Here is a 16,952-nt window from a genome sequence, read left to right on the forward strand (position 1 = left end):
CCCCTTTCACGCAGAACGCCAAGTGATTGACAGTGTATCGTCAGCCCCTGCGCATGTAAACATTGTTACAAAGTCCGGTTCGCGCGAGGTAATGCGCAGGTCAGAACGGGTTTCAGAAACGCGGTCCGCACCCAGCAGGCTCGCGTACCGGCAGCGACTACGTGCAGTCAGCTTCGAGGAGCGCAATCTGCTCCGACAGGTCGAGCCATTCGCCTTCCAGTACGGGAATCGAGCCCTTCAGAGCCGTGTACTCGGCCATCGCGGCGTCGAAGCGCACGCGGTCGGAGTACAGCGATGAGTCAGCCATCGCTTCGACCAGCTCGTCATAGCGCGTCTGCTCACGCAGAAGCTGGGACTCAACCGCCGCAAGGCGCTCTTTGCGCAGCTTGGTGGCGCGGTACGCTCGATTGCGGGCGTCCGCCTCAAGCCGCTTCTGATCGCGGGTCTTTGGTCCGATCACGGACTCGCCTGAGCTCGCGGGCTCCGCAGCAGGCCCATGAACCCGGCGGGGCGTTCGTCCCTCGCGCGCCTCGGAGACCTCAGGGGCCGGAGTGCGAGTAGCCGTGGGCTCCGGGGCACAGCCCGGGGCCACCACCGCGTCGCGCTGCTCACGCTTCCACAGGTAGTAGTCGTAGTCGCCATCGAACACCGTGACGCGACCGTCGATGACCTCGATCACCTTGTTCGCTATCGCGCGGATCAGGTGCCTGTCATGCGTGATCAGCGCAATCGTGCCCTCGTAGCGCTCAAGCGCTTGCTCAAGAACGTCGCTTGATGCGATGTCGAGATGGTTCGTCGGCTCGTCCAGGCACAGAAACGGTGCCGGCTGTACCAGCATCTTGGCCAGGGCGATCCGGCCCTTCTCTCCGCCTGAGAGCACGCTCACCTTCTTGTCCACATCGTCGCCATGAAACAGGAAGGCTCCCAGCAGGCCCCTGACCTGGCTCTGCGTCCAGCCAGGCGCGGCTGCATCGAGCTCCTGATAGACCGTGCTTGAGAGGCTCAACGCCTGGAGCTGATGCTGAGCGAAGTACGCCGTCTCCACGCGCACGCCCAGTTCCCGCTCTCCGGCGTCCAAGGGCAAAACGCCCGCGAGCATCTTGAGCAGCGTGGACTTGCCCGCGCCGTTGGGACCCACCAGCGCCACCTTGTCGCCGCGATACAGCTTCAGGTCCAAGCCGTCGTAGACCACAAGGTCGCCGTATGCCTTGCGCGCCTCACTGAGCGAGGCGACCATCTCCCCGGTACGCGGAGGCTGCGGGAACGCGAAGCGAACCTTCTTGCGCTCTTCAGGTACCTCGACCATCTCGGCTCGTATGCGCTCGATGCGCCGCATCCGGTCCTGGGCCTGCTTAGCCTTGGTGTTCTTGTAGCGGAATCGATCCACGAACACCTGCATGTGGGCGATTTCTTTCTCTTGGGCCTCGCGCTGCGCACGCAGTTGCTCAAGCCGCAACTCGCGGCTCTTCTCATAGGCCGAGTAGTCGCCCACGTACAGGGTGAGCTGGCGATTCTCGATCTCGGCAACCCGGTCGACGATGCCGTCCATGAACGCCCGGTCGTGACTCACGATGACGATCGCGCCCTCGTAGCCACGCAGGAACGACTCAAGCCACGTGACGCTCTCAAGGTCAAGGTGGTTGGTGGGCTCGTCAAGCAGCAAGACGTCGGGCTTGGTGAGAAGAAGCTTGGCCAGCGCCAGGCGCATCAGCCATCCACCGGAGAACTCGCTCGCGTCCCGGGCCAGGTCAGCCTCGCGAAAGCCGAGACCCCCGAGCACGGCGCGCGCTTCTGACTCGACGGTGTAGCCTCCCAGTGATTCGAAGCGCTCCTGGTGCCGCCCGTACTCGGCAAGCAGACGCTCGTGGTCAGACTCGTCGGCCTCGGCGATCTGCTCCTCGAGCAGTCGCAACCGATGCTCAAGCGAGGTGACGTGTTCGGCAGCGGTGAGCGCCTCAGCGAGCACGCTTCGCCCGGCCATCTCGATCGCCTCTTGCTCGAGGTAGCCGACTACGGCGTCCTTGGAGAAGTTGACGCTGCCTTCGTCGGCATCGGTGCGGCGCGCGATGATGTCGAGCAGGGTGGTCTTGCCCGCACCGTTGGCACCGACAAGGGCGACGCGGTCTCTGGCCCCCACGCGCAAACAGACATCGCGGAACAGAACCCGCTCGCCGAAGGTCTTGGTGAGGTTGTCACAGGTGAGAATCACAGCCGGTGGATTCTACCACCGTGCGCGCCAAGGCCCGAGTTCACCGTCGAGCCGGAGTCTGGCTTCAGCTCAGATCGGCTGCGTGAGATGCAGGTAGAGCGCTTGGCCCTCATCGTCGGAGAGTGCCATCGGAAAGACCGACACCCGGTAGAGAGCACCTGCCTCGGCCACTACCTCCTCGGCGGGGCCTCCGGAGCTAACGGCAGAGTCCAACGGGCAGTTGGCGGGCGCAGTCTGCGCTTCATGCATCGCGCGGGCGCAGTTGACACCCGCATCGTCAATACCCCCTCCGGCGCTACGCCAGAAGACCCCGTTGCCCAGAATGACGTTGTGGTGGCGATCGAGAACCATCGCGGCGTAGGGCAGCGAATCGAGCAGGCTCTGAGCATCGATACGCAGAGACATCGCGGGCGCCTTGGCTGCCTGCAGCACGCGATCGAGGGTTTCCCGGATCACAAGCGGCTCGAACGGCTTGGTGAGGAACTCGTCTGCGCCGGCCGCGCGTGCCTCTTCTTCGATGAAGGGGTCGCGCTCAGTGGTGACCATGAGGATGGGAAGACGCTCACAGCCAGAGCGCCGACGTACACGGCGGATGAACTCGATCCCATCCATTCCCGGCATGTAGTAGTCGGTGATGATGACGTCGTAGTCTTTGTCGATCAGACACTCGAGGGCCTCAGCCGCGTCGCACGCCTGATCGACTTCGTAGTTGCCCAGACTCGTGAGGGTCACGGCCGCAAGTCGGCGCAGAACCTCTGAATCGTCAACAACGAGAATGCTGAAATGATTGTTCTCCATGGAGCGTGGTGCGCCTCTCCCGTAGTGGGCCGCCCCCGCGGCTCGCGCTGAATGATACCTGCCGACTCGCGAATGCGGAAGCCCCGAGGGAAGCGACCGAATGAACGCGACGGTGGCGCCGTGCTGCTTGTCGGCGGGGATATACTTAGACGCAGTAGAGCGGCGAAGCGACGTGTGCGTCGGTACATTCCTCTTTTCGACCCAACGCCACGGGGAGCGACGATGTCTTGGGCTCGTCGTACAATGACGACAGGCCCTTCGCGAAGAACGTGAGGTTCACCATGACCGTTGAGGAACTCAAACTGGTGGCGCGCCAACTCAGCCCAGCGGAGCGAGCGGAACTCGCGACCGATCTCCTTCTCAGCTTGGACGCCCTCAGCGAATCTGAGATCGAGCATCTGTGGCTTGAGGAGGCATCGCGGCGGGATGCAGAAATCGACGCCGGCACTGCTCGACTCATTCCTGGTGACCAGGTCATCGCTGACGCCCGGGCCCGCCTGCGGTGATCGCGCCCTACTCGTTTCATGAGGTCGCCACCGACGAGTTCAACGAGGCGGCCGCGTACTACGACACCGAGCACCGGGGTCTCGGCTCGCTGTTCATCGATGCCGTGGTGAGCGCGATCGCGCACATTCGCGAGTACCCGGAGTCGTGCGCGGTGCTGCGCGACCGGAATCGTAGAATGCTCGTCCACGGATTTCCTTACTCACTTGTCTACTCCTTCGTCGGCGGTCACGTCCGCATACTGGCCGTTGCGCATGGCAGCAGAAGGCCGTACTACTGGAGCGGGCGACACTAGTCCGCGTGGGTCGAACAAGCGTTTCGCTAGCAGAACGCCAGGAGTCTGGGACAGCATCGTGGCATCGGCTGACCGCGAGCCGGTCAGTGAAGCGCAGCGAGCGGAGCTCAATCGGCGTCGCGCTGCGCATGACGCCTACAGCTCGTCTCCCTCGCCCGGCTCGACGTCTGGCACCTTGGCCAGAACGGCGTCGTACGACGCCCGATCACCAAGCGCTCCCCTCTCGCGGAGATAATCAACCGTCATGAGCGCGGCCATCTTCTCCGCCAGGGCGGTGGTGATGAGCTGATTGATAGACACATCCTCCTCCTTGGCGAGCTCGCGCACCTTCTTGTGCAGCGACTCCGGCAGACGCAGGCTAATCGTGCTCATGATGTCACTCCGATCCTTCGTAGGAACTCACCGGGCCGAACCGCTTCAACGCCCCAAGCGACCGATCGCGAGAAGTCGCGGATGCTGTGGGTGACGATCATGCCGCACCCGGCGGCGACCGCGAGCTCCAGAACATGGTCGTCTTTCGGATCTTTCAATACCGGGCGCCACAGGAAGTGAATCTCCTGCAGGTGGGCCACGCTGCACCAGTACTCCACCAGCACGTCCACATCCTTTGTGGCGAGACCGACTCCGGTACTCTCCCGCCTGAGTACATCCTCGTACTCAAGGGCGAGCGGAACGGAGAGGGCGATCTCGAAGTTTCCGGTATCGACGAGTTGAAGCACGCGGAAAGACGCGCCTTGCGAGCTCCGGAGCCCGGCAACCGCGACGCTGGTGTCGATGACGATGCGCTCAACCATAACGGTATCATATGCGATACCACACCTTGGGTCAAACCGCTGTGGCACAGAAGACAAGACCGCGCAGGTAGAGCGCTTGCCATAGACCGCCGTCCTACCAGCTAGAACACCCCATCGAGTTCCTCCGAAGAGGGCCCGAAGGGGCGTTTCAATGTGAGTGGTGGGCCTTGGTGGACGACTTCGGAGCCGGTTGGCTCATTAGCGCAATGGGGGCGGACGGGCACTCCACCGGTTCAGGTATGATGCGGCTCAGAGGGTCGTTCGGGAGGGACGGCTCATTAGTGATGGGGGTGATCGCGTGAGCAACGCGCCTGCTGGCTGGTATCCCGATCCGGAGAACCCAGGGCAACAGCGGTACTGGAATGGAGCCGCATGGACTCAAGACTTCGCACCAACCGCCAGCATTCCATCACAACCTGTTGCACCCGCACAGGCGGCCGCACCTACTCCGGCCGGCCAGCAAGTGGGCAAGAAGCCTGTCTATCAGCGGACGTGGTTCATCGTTCTCGCCGTTCTGATAGGGCTTGCGATCGTCGGCAACATGTTGGGCGGAAACGACTCCGAGCCGTCTTCAGTTGCACAGAACGAGCCTGCCGCCTCGACTCCCGCAGAGCCATCTGTCGAGCCGGCTGCTGAGGAACCAGCGGCCGCGGAGCCCGAACCGGAGCCCGAACCGAAGTGGGTCAAGGTAACGTCCCTTTCCGGGAAAGGGAACAAGCGATCGAAGACATTCGAAATCGGCAGCGGGGAGGTTGAACTCAAGTACTCCGTGAAGGGTGGAGAATCGCTGATATGCGGCATCTACGTCGTGCCTGAAGGCCAGAACCTCCAGAAGGAAGGCGGTTTTCCGGAAGTCATGGTGAGTGAAGCCGGGAAGGACTCCACGATGCTCGTGAAGGATCCTGGGACGTACTACCTAGACGTGACTTCTGCGAACTGCGACTGGACCTTGACGATTCTAGAGAAGCGATAGAGACTGCGCGGTTTCGGCTAGGCCTTCGCCAGAGATGCAGAAAGGACCCGGCTCCAGCCCGCGGAGTCGGGCCTCTCTATCCTTGCGCTTGATGTGTGGGCAGGGCTTTGTAGTCCAGACGGTACTTTGGAACCTAGGGGTGGAGGACGGCGACATAGCCTCCTACCAGTGGAAAGGCCCCTTCGAGCTCCTGTCTAGGGAGCCTTCCGGGGCCTTCAAATGCAGATGGTGGGCGATACTGGATTTGAACCAGTGACTTCCACCGTGTGAAGGTGGCACTCTCCCGCTGAGTTAATCGCCCGTGTTCACCGTGCTCAGACGGCGAGGAAACAGTCTAGCGGTACCCGTTCGGGTGGGCAAGGTGCCATCGCCATGCATCGGCGACGATGCCATCGAGCTCAGCCCGCTCAGGAACCCATCCGAGCACCGACTTGGCCCGGGCCGCGGATGCGACGAGTTTCGCTGGGTCTCCCTCTCGACGCGGGCCGATCATGACCTCGATCTCACGGCCCGCGGCGCGCATGCACGCCCGCACCACCTCGAGGTTGGAGAAGCCCGAACCGTTGCCTAGGTTGAAAACCCCGCCGTCCTCACCAGCCCCCAGGCGCTCGATACCCAAGGCGTGTGCAGCGGCCAGATCGCACACATGGATGTAGTCGCGGACGCACGTGCCGTCCTTGGTGGCGTAGTCGCCGCCGAAGACCTCGACTCGCTCAGCCCCGTCCCTGATCGCGGTCAGTATGCGGGGAATCAGGTGCGTCTCAGGCGCGTGCGCTTCGCCCACAGAGCCGTCGGGCCACGCGCCGGCCACGTTGAAGTAGCGAAAGCGCACCGCGCGCAGCCCCCAAGACTCGCAATCCGTCACGCTGCGTTCAAACGCGAGCTTGCTGGCACCGTAGGCGTTGACCGGCTCGGTACGTGCCGTCTCTGCGATGGGAACGCGGGTGGGCTCGCCGTAGACCGCTGCAGTGGACGAGAACACGAGTGCCTTGACGTCTGCAGCTCGCATGGCGTCAAGGAGCACCAGCGGCTCGAGGGAGTTCACTCGAAAGTACAGGTCGGGATTCTTCTGTGACTCGGCCACTTCGATCAAACCGGCCATGTGCACCACGGCGTCGCACCCATCGAGCGCGCGAGCGACGACCTCAGAATCGCCCACCGAGCCTTCGATGAACTGCGCCCGCGCATCGACAGACTCCCTCCACCCGTGAACGAGGTTGTCGAGGACGATGCACTCGTGTCCGCGGTCAAGGAGGGTACGTGTCGTGATCGAACCGATGTATCCGGCGGCACCGGTCAGCAGAACGCGCATGAAGCCTCCTGTGGTCGATGGCGGAAACCGACTCTACACGAGCGGGGCCACTCCGCGTTTGATGGCGCGGACGATACGGTCGGACACCGCGCGGTCCCAGCGTTTGGGCACCACCCACGTGGGTGGCTCCGCAAGAATGTTCGCAACGCTCTCGATGATCGCATCACTGTCTGCCGAAACCAGGCGATTGGCGCCAGCCTCCACGGTAGCGACCTGCTCGGTGCAGTCGCGCACCGTGATGCAGGGTGTGCAGATGGAGCACGCTTCCTCCTGGACTCCGGTGGAGTCGGTCAGCACTACAGCCGCATCGCGCTCCAGCGCCAGCATCGACCGATAGGGAACCGCGTCTACCACTGACACGGCTCCAGCGGCCTGCAGTCCCGCCTCTGCCATCGCCGCGCGCAGCCCGTTCGTGTCGGGCACGAGCACGGGCAGCGGCAGAGCCGCGAGCCCTTCGAGTATGGCCGACAGCCGCGCAGGATCCGCGAGGTTCTCAGGACGATGGAAGCAGCCGAGCGCGTAGCCGTTGGTCACCAAACCGTATGCTCCAGCCACGTCGATTCCCGCGATCGCATCAAGATGTCGGATCACCGATTCCGCCAGAATGCTACCGACGAAGTGAACGCGCTCAGGTTCCACGCCCTCGTCTTCCAGGTTCTCCAACGCCCTCTCAGTGGGCGTCAGATGCAACGACGCGATACGGGATACGAGAACCCGGTTCACCTCCTCCGGGACGCGCAGATCCCCGCAGCGCAACCCCGCATCGAGGTGGATGACCGGCACACCGGCCTTCACTGCTGAGACGGCGGCCGCAAGGGTTGCAGACACGTCCCCGACCACGAGAGCCGCGTCGGGACGCTCGCGGCCGAAAAGACCCTCGAAGGCGACCATGGCCTTGCCGGTCTCCATCGCGTGAGTCCCCGTGCCGATATCGAGAAACCAGCGCGGAGTGATGAGGTCGACGCCGTAGAACGAGAGGCCTTCAGCCGAGTCATCATCGTGGGGGGCTCCCCGCGAACCCGTGAATGCGACGTCGCACTCAATACCCGCCCGCGCCAGTTCAGGCAGAAGCGGACCGACCTTGACCACGTTCGGTCGTGCACCGAGGGCGACTATGATTCGCAACGGCAGCTCTCTCGCAGGCAGAGGGGTTGACTCTCTCCCCTACGCTTTCCCGAGTCTGCCGCTAGCTAATCGCTGAGCGGAAGGATTCCGCCCTGAAGTGCGTCCACCACCCGCGTGGCCACCGCAGTGTCCCAGCGCTCAGGCGCGGTCCACTCGCGAGTCCCCGCAAGCGCCGCCGAGACTGCACTGCCGATTGCGCCACGATCCGCGCCGGTCAACCGGTTGGAACCGATCTCAAGGGTCACCTGACGTTCAGTATTCCTGCGAACCGTGACGCACGGCGTCCCCACCATGCAGGACTCTTCCTGAACTCCCCCTGAATCGGTGACCACGACGGCGGCATCGCGCTGCAGAGCGAGCATATCCAGGTAGCCCACCGGATCGACAACGCGCACAGGCCCGCCGTCCGTAACGCCCGCAGCCTCAAGGAGCGGCCGCGTGCGAGGGTGCGCCGGCAGCAGCACCGGCATACCGATGTCTCCAAATGCTGCGATGATCTGGGCAAGACGCAGCGGGTGATCGGTGTTCTCGGGACGATGAACCGTGGAGAGCACGTAGGCTTCGGGAACGAGGCCCTGCGACCCACACACGTCACGATCGGCAATCTGAGGAAGATGGCGAAGTACGGACTCGGCCATGACGTTGCCGACAAAGTGGATGCGCGCCGGATCACAGGCCTCTGCGAGCAGACTGTCCGCAGCCGTCGCCACCGGCGTGAGCAGCATCGCCGACAGCTGGTCTGTCACGAGGCGGTTCACCTCTTCGGGCATAGACATGTCCCCACTGCGCAGTCCGGCCTCGAGGTGAACGACGGGAATCCCGATCTTGACCGCGGCAAGCGCCCCGGCGAGCGTAGAGTTCACGTCACCGACCACGAGCAGCGCATCGGGACGCTCCCGGATCAAGAGCTCCTCCAGCGCGATCATCGCCTTGCCGGTCTGCACCGCGTGAGTGCCGGATCCCACACCGAGAAACCAAGCCGGCTCGGGAAGCGCGAGGTCACGAAAGAACACGTCGGACATCGACGCATCGTAGTGCTGACCGGTGTGGGCGATGGAGGCCTCGATCCCCGCGGCGGCAAACGCGGGCATGAGCGGCCCGACCTTGATGAAGTTGGGGCGCGCCCCGACTACGACGATCAATCGCATGCGCAGTGGTCCTCTCGGTCAGACGCCGACGGTGTCGCGGTCGTCAGTAGGCCCCGCGGGCGAACAGCACCGCAGGAATCGTGCGGAACAGCAGGGTCAGGTCGAGTCCGACCGACCAGTTCTCAATGTAGAACAGGTCAAGACGTACCATCTCGTCGAAGGTCAGGCTGCTGCGCCCGGACACCTGCCACAGCCCCGTCATTCCGGGGACGACCTCAAGCCGCCTCCAGTCATTCGGCGAGTACTTCTCCACCTCGTGGGGTAGCGGGGGCCTGGGCCCGACGAGAGACATCTCGCCGCGCACTACGTTGATGAGCTGAGGGAACTCATCGAGAGAGAACTTGCGCAGCCACTTCCCGGTGGGGGTCACGCGGGGGTCGTCCTTCATCTTGAACAGAGGCCCGCTGGCTTCGTTGTCAGCCCTGAGATCGGCCAAGCGGCTGTCCGCGTCCCGGTACATGGACCTGAACTTCAGCATGCCGAACGTCTCTCCCGCCCGACCAACGCGCTGCTGTGCATAGAAGATCGGACCCGGACTGGTGAGCTTGATCGCAAGGCCGATTGCGATCCAGACGGGAACGCCGAGAACCACGATGATCGAGCACATGACGAGGTCGAATACCCGCTTCACCAGAAGGTTGCCCCGTGACAGGGAGATTCCCTTGACGGTAATGAGCGGGACGCCGGCGATCTCACTTACCAAGACGCGACTGGTCAGGACCTCAAAGAGTCCCGAGGAGATGTGCACATCGACGTCAGCGTCCCGCAGCTCCGCGATCATGCGAGCCAGGACGTCGTGGTCAAACGCGGATGAGGCGATGATGACCGTACGGGCGCACGACTCCTCCAGCACCGCGGTGATCTCACGAGCGCTCCCTAGGACCGGGACGTCGTCGGAACAGAAGTCGAGCTCAAGGCGCTCGGCCTGCGACGATGTCAAACATCCGAGCGGAACCAGCCCTGCCTCAGGACTCGCGTGAAGCACCCTGATGATATCGGCGGATTCGGCGTTGCTGCCCACGATGAGCGTCGGCTGCAGCCAGCGACCACGTCGATGGCCGGCCGAACGGACCGCGGAGAAGATGACTCTTGCCAGCAGTACGAGCAGGATCGAGAACACCCAGGCCAGGAGCGTCCATGCTCGGGACAGACCCGGGACTCTCGCCATATAGGTAACAAGAATCAGTGCGACAAGACCGAGAGACAGTGCGCGCGCGATCCGCCCTGAGTCCGTGATGCCGAAGGTCACGCGATCGAGATCGTACAGACCCGCCAGCGCGATGAATCCGACCCACAGCGGCACGGTGACGACCGTCAACTGCCAGAACGCTATGTGCAGATCGGTGTAGTCGAATGCCACCCGCGCAGTAGCGGAGCCAAATCTCACCCAAGTGGCGAGCATCAACGCCACGAAGATGGCTGCGGCGTCTGCCATCGCGAGCGCCAGCGCCAACCGAAAGCGTCGCGAGCGTCGACTGCCACCTGAGCGCACCACGGGCCGGACTACGCGAACCGGCGCCTCATCGGTCATGAACGGGGCTCTCCTTTGCTGTGCACAGGCGGTTGACGCGACACCCCACTATAGCGTTTGCGACAAACGGGCGCATGTGAGGATGAACGGTCAGTCGTTCCGTGATATTGCTCACATTTCTCGTGTGCGCCTATAAGGTTCGCGCCTGAACCGTTCGATATAGAAGAGGGGTGCGCATGCAGCGCGCCCTGTGCGCTATTGACGGACCACCGGGCACGGGCCCGGCGATCGAGGAGGAACCGGTGTTGAGCACACATCTCAAGGGGTCGAATGTGGCACGCTTCGTCGTGGCGGCGCTCGCCGTGATCGTCGCGTCCCTCCCGCTGACGGCAAGCGCGGAGTACTCGCTTCCGCAGATCACCGACACCTACGCTGTGACCGGTTCCGTGTACACGAACGACCCCGGTCTGGCCACGATGGTTCCGGAAGGGTTCGCCGTCGACGTCGAGGGCAACGTCTGGACCGTCGAGAACGACTGGACCGGGCTCGACTACGCTCCTGCACGGCTCGTCCAGTACAGCCCCGAAGGGGTTGTGCTCAACGTGTACTCCGACGGGCTCGGGTTGCGCTACCCCTTGGACGTGAAGCTCTCGCCGAACGGGCTACTCTACATCGCCGATGCCGGCCTCAACCTGAGCGTCACCGGCGACGAGGCGTGGGACTCGCGCGAAGGCGACGGTCGGATTATCATCGTGAACCCCAGCACGGGGGCCAAGGTCGGTCAGTACCCCGTCGACAACCAGCCGGGTCCTACTAATCTCTCCCAGGTCACCGAGTCGATGGATCGGTTCAAGTGCCCGATCGACATAGCGTTCACCTCCGACGGCACCTATGTCGTGACCGACTACGCGTACAACCGTGTCGTGAAGTTCAATCAAGCCGATGTTCCCGTGATGGCGATCGGCAGCATCACCCCCGGTACCGGCGACACCGACTTCGACCACCCGGCCGGATCCTTCCTCACAACCGCCGGAGCCGTCTGGGTCGCGGACAGCTACAACTCCCGGGTGAAGCACTTCTCAGTTGAGGGCACGCAGGCATCCCTCGTGGCATCGTACTCCGCCGACTTCACTGGCTCCACAGACTCCCTGTACAACCCGCGCGATGTGCATATCGACAGCTTCGGCGTCGTGTACGTGCTCGATTGGAACACCGAGGACCGCTTCGTCCGTTTCACTCAGGATGCAGAGTGGCTCGGGGCATTCTCAACGACCGCCCCGGGCTTCGTCTTCTCGTCTCCCATGAAGATTCTCGTCGACCAAGACGGCACTGTCTTGACGACGAACTACTTAGACCACGATGGCATGTACCTCTTCGATGGCGCGGTACGGAAGTTCGGGCTTAATGCCGGAGAGCCGGATATCACGCCCCCCACCACGGTAAGCGACTGGGTGGCCAACTGGGAGAGCGGATGGGCGATTCCTCCGATTTCGCTCCACCTGTCTGCCACTGACGCCAGCACCACGGTCTCTGGCACGTACTACTCGCTTGACGGCAGCCCCCCGTCGGAGTCCTACGTGGACTCGATCACCGTGGAAGGTGAGGGCGAGAGAATACTCAAGTACTTCTCGGTCGACCGCATAGGCAACATCGAGGATGTGGTCCAAGAGAGCATCTTCCTCGATGGTACGCCGCCTGAGACCTTCGCCAGCGTCGAAACCACCTACTACGGATTCGCCTCAATTTCGCTGATCGCCACCGACACCCTGTCAGGGGTAGCGGTGACCGAGTCACTATTGGACGGCGTGTTCCAAACAGATACGACCCGCGTCACCTACGTACAAGGCACTCACTACTTGTCCTACCACTCCCGCGATCGCGCAGGCAACGTTGAGCAGGCCCACGAGGTTTCGTTCGTGGTAGCCCCGTATGACGAGGATCCGCCTCAGACGACGTGGGATCAGCGCCGTGATGACTGGTTCACCGAGGACACGCTCGTGTCATTCACTGCCACGGACACCGTTTCGGGTGTCGAGGCTACCTACTACAAGCTCGGTGAGTCTGATTGGGCCACCTACACGGCACCAGTGCTCTTCACAGACGAGGGCATCCACACCCTCCAGTTCTACTCCGTCGACCCGCTGGGACACAAAGAGGCCACGCAGACCGCGACGTTGAAGCTGGACAAGACAAAGCCCCAGACAACGGCGAACGTACCGGTCGGTGCCATCGGCACCGGCACGGTGACCCTCGAAGCCTTCGACGGAGGATCAGGTCTCCAGCGGACTGAGTGGCGCTTCGACTACCAGCCGAGCTTCACTGAGGGCACCGTGATCGATCTGCCGACTTGGGGTAACTACACGATCTTCTATCGCTCAACTGACGTGGCCGGGAACTCCGAAGGCGTTCACACCCTGTACGTCTCTATCGAACGGCCCGACGAAGAGCCGCCCACGACCGACTCAAACATTCCCGAATCGGGATGGGTGCAGGGTCTGCCGCTGCGCGAGCTGGTGCTTACCGCCTCCGACTACGTGGGTGGATCTGGTGTCTCAGAAACCGTTCTCTCGGTGGACGGCGGTCCCTGGATTCCGTACGTCCCGGGCACCCACCAGTTCGCCGAAGGCCAGTACGAGATCTCGTTCTACTCTATTGACCACCAGGAGAACCAAGAGACGACCCAGACACGCACCCTGCGCGTGGACTCCACGCCACCCACCTCGTGGACAGATGCTGTGGAGTTCTATGCGGGTCCGGCGACCATCAACCTGTTCGCCCAGGACAACCTATCAAGCGCGCTGCCGCGCTACCGTCTGGACAACGGCAGTGTGATCACCGGCGTACAGATCAACTTGACGGACTATCGTACTTACGTCCTGGAGTATTGGGCTGTTGACGGTGCCGGCCATGAGGAGATTCCCCACCACACGATGACCATCGCGGTGTCCCCCCCGGACCTCACGCCTCCGGTCACCACCATCACCGCCCCCACGGGATGGCAGAAGGGTTTTGCCACGTTCTCGCTCGCTGCGTCGGACGCCAGTTCTGCCGTCCAGTCGACCCATTTCTCCCTGAACGGAGCATGGCCGCAGACGTACTTCGGCTCGCACTCGGTCACCTCTGAGGGAACAACCACCATCGATTACTGGTCCATTGACTCCTACAACAACCGCGAGGCCACCAAGACCGCTGCGGTGTACGTGGACGCTTCGCCCCCGATAACCACCAGTGATGCCGTCTTCACGTATACCGACGTCGCACCCATCACTCTGACCCCCACCGATGCCTACTCCGGTGTCGCCAACACGTACTACAAGGTGAACGGCGGAGCATATACGACGTACACGGCTCCGTTCTCAGTCCAGTGGAGCCGCTGGCGTCGCTACCACACCATCGAGTGGTACTCGGTTGACAGCGTTGGCAACATTGAGGCGAAGCAGAGCTATACGTTCGAGATCAAGCTCAACCCACTGCCCTACCATTCGAGCGACTCACGCATCGTCTACCGCGGCCCGTGGGCAACCGACTACAGCGGCGATGTGCAATCCGTGGATGCGACGTCGTCGTTCGCATTCCTCTCGTTCCAGGGAACGCAGCTGGAACTCTCGGCGCGCAAGGGGCCCGGAATGGGCATCGTCCGCGCCAGTCTGCTCGACACCGACGTGCCACCCGCGCTCGTCGACCTCTACAGCAACAACGAGCGCGATGGCACGTACAACCCGCCGGCGTGGACGACCGGCATCCTCGACTACGGTGACTACACGGTCAAGCTCGAATGGACCGGTGACAAGAATCCCTTGTCGGATGGCACAAAGGTCAACATCGACGAGGTGCGCATCGAGGGCGCTCTGACCGAAGTCGCCGACACCGCGCCCCCCATCACCGTACACACGGCCCCCACTGGCTGGGTCAGAGGCCCGGTCATCGTCAGTCTTGCTTCCACCGATGCGACGACGGGCGTCAAGGGCGTGTATGCGACTTCGAACGGGACCACACCTACGGTGGCGACTCCGTATGCTGGCGCCTACACCGTCACGGCACAGGGCATCACGACCATCAGGTACTACGCCGACGACAACCGCGGCAACGTCGAGAGCCTCAAGTCGTGCGAGGTCAAGATCGATGACGTCGCCCCTGTTACCTCTATTCCTCCGGCACGGAGCTACACGACAACCGCAACGTTCGCCCTGCTTCCCACCGACGCGCACTCCGGTGTAGCGGCTTCGCGCTGGCGTGTTGACGGGGGCAGCTGGACCACCGGTACCGCCGTCTCGATTCCGGGCACGTCTCTGGGGGATCACGTCCTCGAGTGGTATTCGATCGACAACGTCGGCAACACAGAGACGACCCAGTCCGCGGTCATCGCCATCCTCAACCGCTATGAGCAGACCGAGCCCGCCATGCTCTATCGCGGCTCATGGGCCACCAATACCACCGGCAGCCATTCCGCCGGATCGTGGAGAACGGCCAGCACGACGGGCGCTTGGGCCTACGTCCCCTTCAACGGTACCCGCATCGACGTGATCGGTGCCAAGGGTCCCAACTACGGACAGGCACGCGTAAGTATCGATGGCGGCTCGCCGGTGGTCCTTGACTACTATGCGGCCACCCTCGCCCAGAATCAGCGCCTCCATTCGTTCACCGGCCTCAGCGCCGGTGCGCATGTTCTGTCAATCGAGTGGCTGAGTTCGAGGAACGCATCGTCAACCGGCAACATCATCGGCCTGGACGCTGTTGACATCGTCGGGACCTTGGCCTCAGATTCCACTCCCCCGACGACTACTGACAACGTCATCGGCGGCTGGCACAACGCAGGCCAGCTCGTGTCCCTGGTCGCTACCGACAACACGTTCGTCACGTCCACGCGCTATCGTGTGAACGGTAGCGCGCTCACGACCTACACGGTCCCCTTCACCGTGTCAGGCGAAGGCGAGAACGTGGTGGAGTACTTCTCGACCGACCTCGCCGGCAACGTCGAGACGACCAAGCCAGTCAGCGTGTTCGTCGACACGACAGCACCCGCCTTGACTGACGATGTGCCCGCGCAGTGGGTGCAAGGACCCGTCGACGTGACACTGGGTGCCACGGATGCAGGTTCTGATGTCATGGCGATCATGTACTCGCTTGACGGCTCGGCGGCGTCGACGTACTCCGCTGCAGTCCGAGTCAGCAAGCAAGGTACGACGGAGCTCAGCTACTACGCGCTCGACAACGTGGGCAACGTCTCGGACGTCGCAACGGTCGCCGTGAAGGTCGACAACGTGGCTCCGGTCACGAGCGATGACGCACCCGAGGGATGGGTGGGAGGTTCGGTATCCGTCGAACTGACAGCTCACGACGTGCACTCCGGCGCGGCTGAGATCGTCTACTCCGTTGATGGCTCACCGGAGCAGACCTACACGGCTCCCGTTGAGGTCACCGCCGAGGGAACAACCACTATCGAGTACTACGCCGTCGATGCCGCAGGCAACATCGAAACGGCTCAGGAAGCCATCGTTCTGCTCGACTCCACTCCGCCGTCATCCACAGACGACGCACCTACCAGCTGGGTCGCCTCGGACACCACCGTCAACGTGGTTTCGACCGACACCCTCTCCGGCGTAGAGAGAATCGAGTACTCGCTTGACGGTTCCCCGGTGGCTACCACGGCCGGACCCATCGCGATTCTGGGTGGCGGCGTCCACACGCTGCAGTACCGGGCAATCGACGTTGTCGGCAACATTGAGTCGACCCGCACGGCCACGGTACGCATAGACGCCACTGCACCGGTGACGACGAGCAACGCCTTGATCACGACGTACAGCTCGACCGCGACAGTCTCGCTCACGGCGACCGACACGCAGTCCGGCGTCGCGCTCACCAAGTGGCGGCTTAACGGCTCAACATGGACGACCGGCACAGTTCTGACGGTCCCGGGCAGCATGCTCGGCACCCACACCATCGAGTGGTTCAGTACCGACGCGGTCGGCAACGTCGAGTCCATCAAGCTAGCCACGGTACGCATGGGCACCAGATTCGAGCAAGAGACGATGACGAGCTACACCGGCACCTGGTCGCAGAACTCCGACGGAGGTGCCTCGGGCGGCAGCTACCGCTTCAGCTCGGTGACAAGCTCGACCCTCGACGTGTCGTTCTGGGGAACGAGCATCGATCTGGTCGCGATCAAGGGCGGGTCCTACGGCATCGCCAAGGTCACCCTCGATGGCGTTTCCCACGACGTCGACCTCTACAACAACGGCCTGAAGTACAGGCAGGTGGCCTGGAGCTCGGGCACCTTGACCGAAGGGCGCCACACCCTGCGCGTCGAAGTCTCGGGGACGAAG

At 63.0% G+C, this 16,952-nt stretch carries 12 protein-coding genes and 1 tRNA gene; 4 read left to right on the forward strand and 9 right to left on the reverse strand.

What is annotated here, in order from left to right; all coding sequences use genetic code 11:
- Positions 1 to 157: 157 nt before the first annotated feature.
- Both U1E26_05335 and U1E26_05340 read right to left on the reverse strand, forming a co-directional pair.
- Positions 158 to 2,209 (reverse strand): ABC-F family ATP-binding cassette domain-containing protein, encoded by a 2,052-nt coding sequence (locus U1E26_05335; protein ID MDZ4169059.1) that lies wholly within the window; start codon positions 2,207 to 2,209, stop codon positions 158 to 160.
- Positions 2,210 to 2,278: 69 nt separating this feature from the next.
- Positions 2,279 to 3,007, reverse strand: a complete 729-nt coding sequence (locus U1E26_05340) for a response regulator (GenBank protein ID MDZ4169060.1) — start codon at positions 3,005 to 3,007, stop codon at positions 2,279 to 2,281.
- Between the two features lie 227 nt (positions 3,008 to 3,234).
- Here U1E26_05340 and U1E26_05345 point away from each other — a divergent pair, with 227 nt between their 5' ends.
- Both U1E26_05345 and U1E26_05350 read left to right on the forward strand, forming a co-directional pair.
- Positions 3,235 to 3,513: an addiction module protein gene (locus tag U1E26_05345; GenBank protein MDZ4169061.1), complete on the forward strand. Its 279-nt coding sequence runs from the start codon at positions 3,235 to 3,237 to the stop codon at positions 3,511 to 3,513.
- The gene (locus U1E26_05350; GenBank protein ID MDZ4169062.1) at positions 3,510 to 3,806 is read left to right on the forward strand and encodes a type II toxin-antitoxin system RelE/ParE family toxin; all 297 of its coding nucleotides are present in this window, start codon (positions 3,510 to 3,512) and stop codon (positions 3,804 to 3,806) included. The genes U1E26_05345 and U1E26_05350 overlap by 4 nt, the downstream gene beginning before the upstream one ends.
- Before the next feature lie 135 nt (positions 3,807 to 3,941).
- On the opposite strand, the gene U1E26_05355 is transcribed toward U1E26_05350, so the two are convergent.
- Together U1E26_05355 and U1E26_05360 are read right to left on the reverse strand one after the other, a co-directional pair.
- The gene (locus U1E26_05355) at positions 3,942 to 4,178 is read right to left on the reverse strand and encodes a DUF6290 family protein (GenBank protein MDZ4169063.1); all 237 of its coding nucleotides are present in this window, start codon (positions 4,176 to 4,178) and stop codon (positions 3,942 to 3,944) included.
- The gene (locus U1E26_05360) at positions 4,175 to 4,600 is read right to left on the reverse strand and encodes a putative toxin-antitoxin system toxin component, PIN family (GenBank protein ID MDZ4169064.1); all 426 of its coding nucleotides are present in this window, start codon (positions 4,598 to 4,600) and stop codon (positions 4,175 to 4,177) included. Before U1E26_05360 ends, U1E26_05355 begins: the two co-directional genes overlap by 4 nt.
- 298 nt (positions 4,601 to 4,898) lie before the next feature.
- On the opposite strand from U1E26_05360, the gene U1E26_05365 reads away from it, so the two are divergent.
- Positions 4,899 to 5,573: a DUF2510 domain-containing protein gene (locus U1E26_05365; protein ID MDZ4169065.1), complete on the forward strand. Its 675-nt coding sequence runs from the start codon at positions 4,899 to 4,901 to the stop codon at positions 5,571 to 5,573.
- 226 nt (positions 5,574 to 5,799) lie between these two features.
- Here U1E26_05365 and U1E26_05370 read toward each other — a convergent pair.
- The 5 genes from U1E26_05370 to U1E26_05390 form a co-directional block, all read right to left on the reverse strand.
- A tRNA-Val gene (locus U1E26_05370) sits at positions 5,800 to 5,874 on the reverse strand.
- 33 nt (positions 5,875 to 5,907) lie between these two features.
- Positions 5,908 to 6,885 (reverse strand): UDP-glucose 4-epimerase GalE, encoded by a 978-nt coding sequence (galE, locus tag U1E26_05375; protein MDZ4169066.1) that lies wholly within the window; start codon positions 6,883 to 6,885, stop codon positions 5,908 to 5,910.
- 33 nt (positions 6,886 to 6,918) lie between these two features.
- The gene (wecB, locus tag U1E26_05380; protein MDZ4169067.1) at positions 6,919 to 8,010 is read right to left on the reverse strand and encodes a UDP-N-acetylglucosamine 2-epimerase (non-hydrolyzing); all 1,092 of its coding nucleotides are present in this window, start codon (positions 8,008 to 8,010) and stop codon (positions 6,919 to 6,921) included.
- A 65-nt stretch (positions 8,011 to 8,075) separates the two neighbouring features.
- Complete coding sequence (gene wecB / locus U1E26_05385; GenBank protein ID MDZ4169068.1) at positions 8,076 to 9,158, reverse strand: UDP-N-acetylglucosamine 2-epimerase (non-hydrolyzing); 1,083 nt, start codon at positions 9,156 to 9,158, stop codon at positions 8,076 to 8,078.
- 43 nt (positions 9,159 to 9,201) lie between these two features.
- Positions 9,202 to 10,689: a sugar transferase gene (locus U1E26_05390; GenBank protein ID MDZ4169069.1), complete on the reverse strand. Its 1,488-nt coding sequence runs from the start codon at positions 10,687 to 10,689 to the stop codon at positions 9,202 to 9,204.
- A 176-nt stretch (positions 10,690 to 10,865) separates the two neighbouring features.
- On the opposite strand from U1E26_05390, the gene U1E26_05395 reads away from it, so the two are divergent.
- A partial coding sequence (locus U1E26_05395) for an NHL repeat-containing protein (GenBank protein ID MDZ4169070.1) occupies positions 10,866 to 16,952 on the forward strand: 6,087 nt, incomplete at its 3' end.

Source organism: Coriobacteriia bacterium, from assembly GCA_034370385.1.
Lineage (GTDB): Bacteria > Actinomycetota > Coriobacteriia > Anaerosomatales > PHET01 > JAXMKZ01.

Excerpts from the sequence above, each read along its gene's own strand:
- U1E26_05340 (MDZ4169060.1), bottom strand. The coding sequence starts at position 3,007 with ATGGAGAACAATCATTTCAGCATTCTCGTTGTTGACGATTCAGAGGTT.
- U1E26_05355 (MDZ4169063.1), bottom strand. The coding sequence starts at position 4,178 with ATGAGCACGATTAGCCTGCGTCTGCCGGAGTCGCTGCACAAGAAGGTG.
- U1E26_05360 (MDZ4169064.1), bottom strand. The coding sequence starts at position 4,600 with ATGGTTGAGCGCATCGTCATCGACACCAGCGTCGCGGTTGCCGGGCTC.
- galE (MDZ4169066.1), bottom strand. The coding sequence starts at position 6,885 with ATGCGCGTTCTGCTGACCGGTGCCGCCGGATACATCGGTTCGATCACG.
- wecB (MDZ4169068.1), bottom strand. The coding sequence starts at position 9,158 with ATGCGATTGATCGTCGTAGTCGGGGCGCGCCCCAACTTCATCAAGGTC.
- U1E26_05390 (MDZ4169069.1), bottom strand. The coding sequence starts at position 10,689 with ATGACCGATGAGGCGCCGGTTCGCGTAGTCCGGCCCGTGGTGCGCTCA.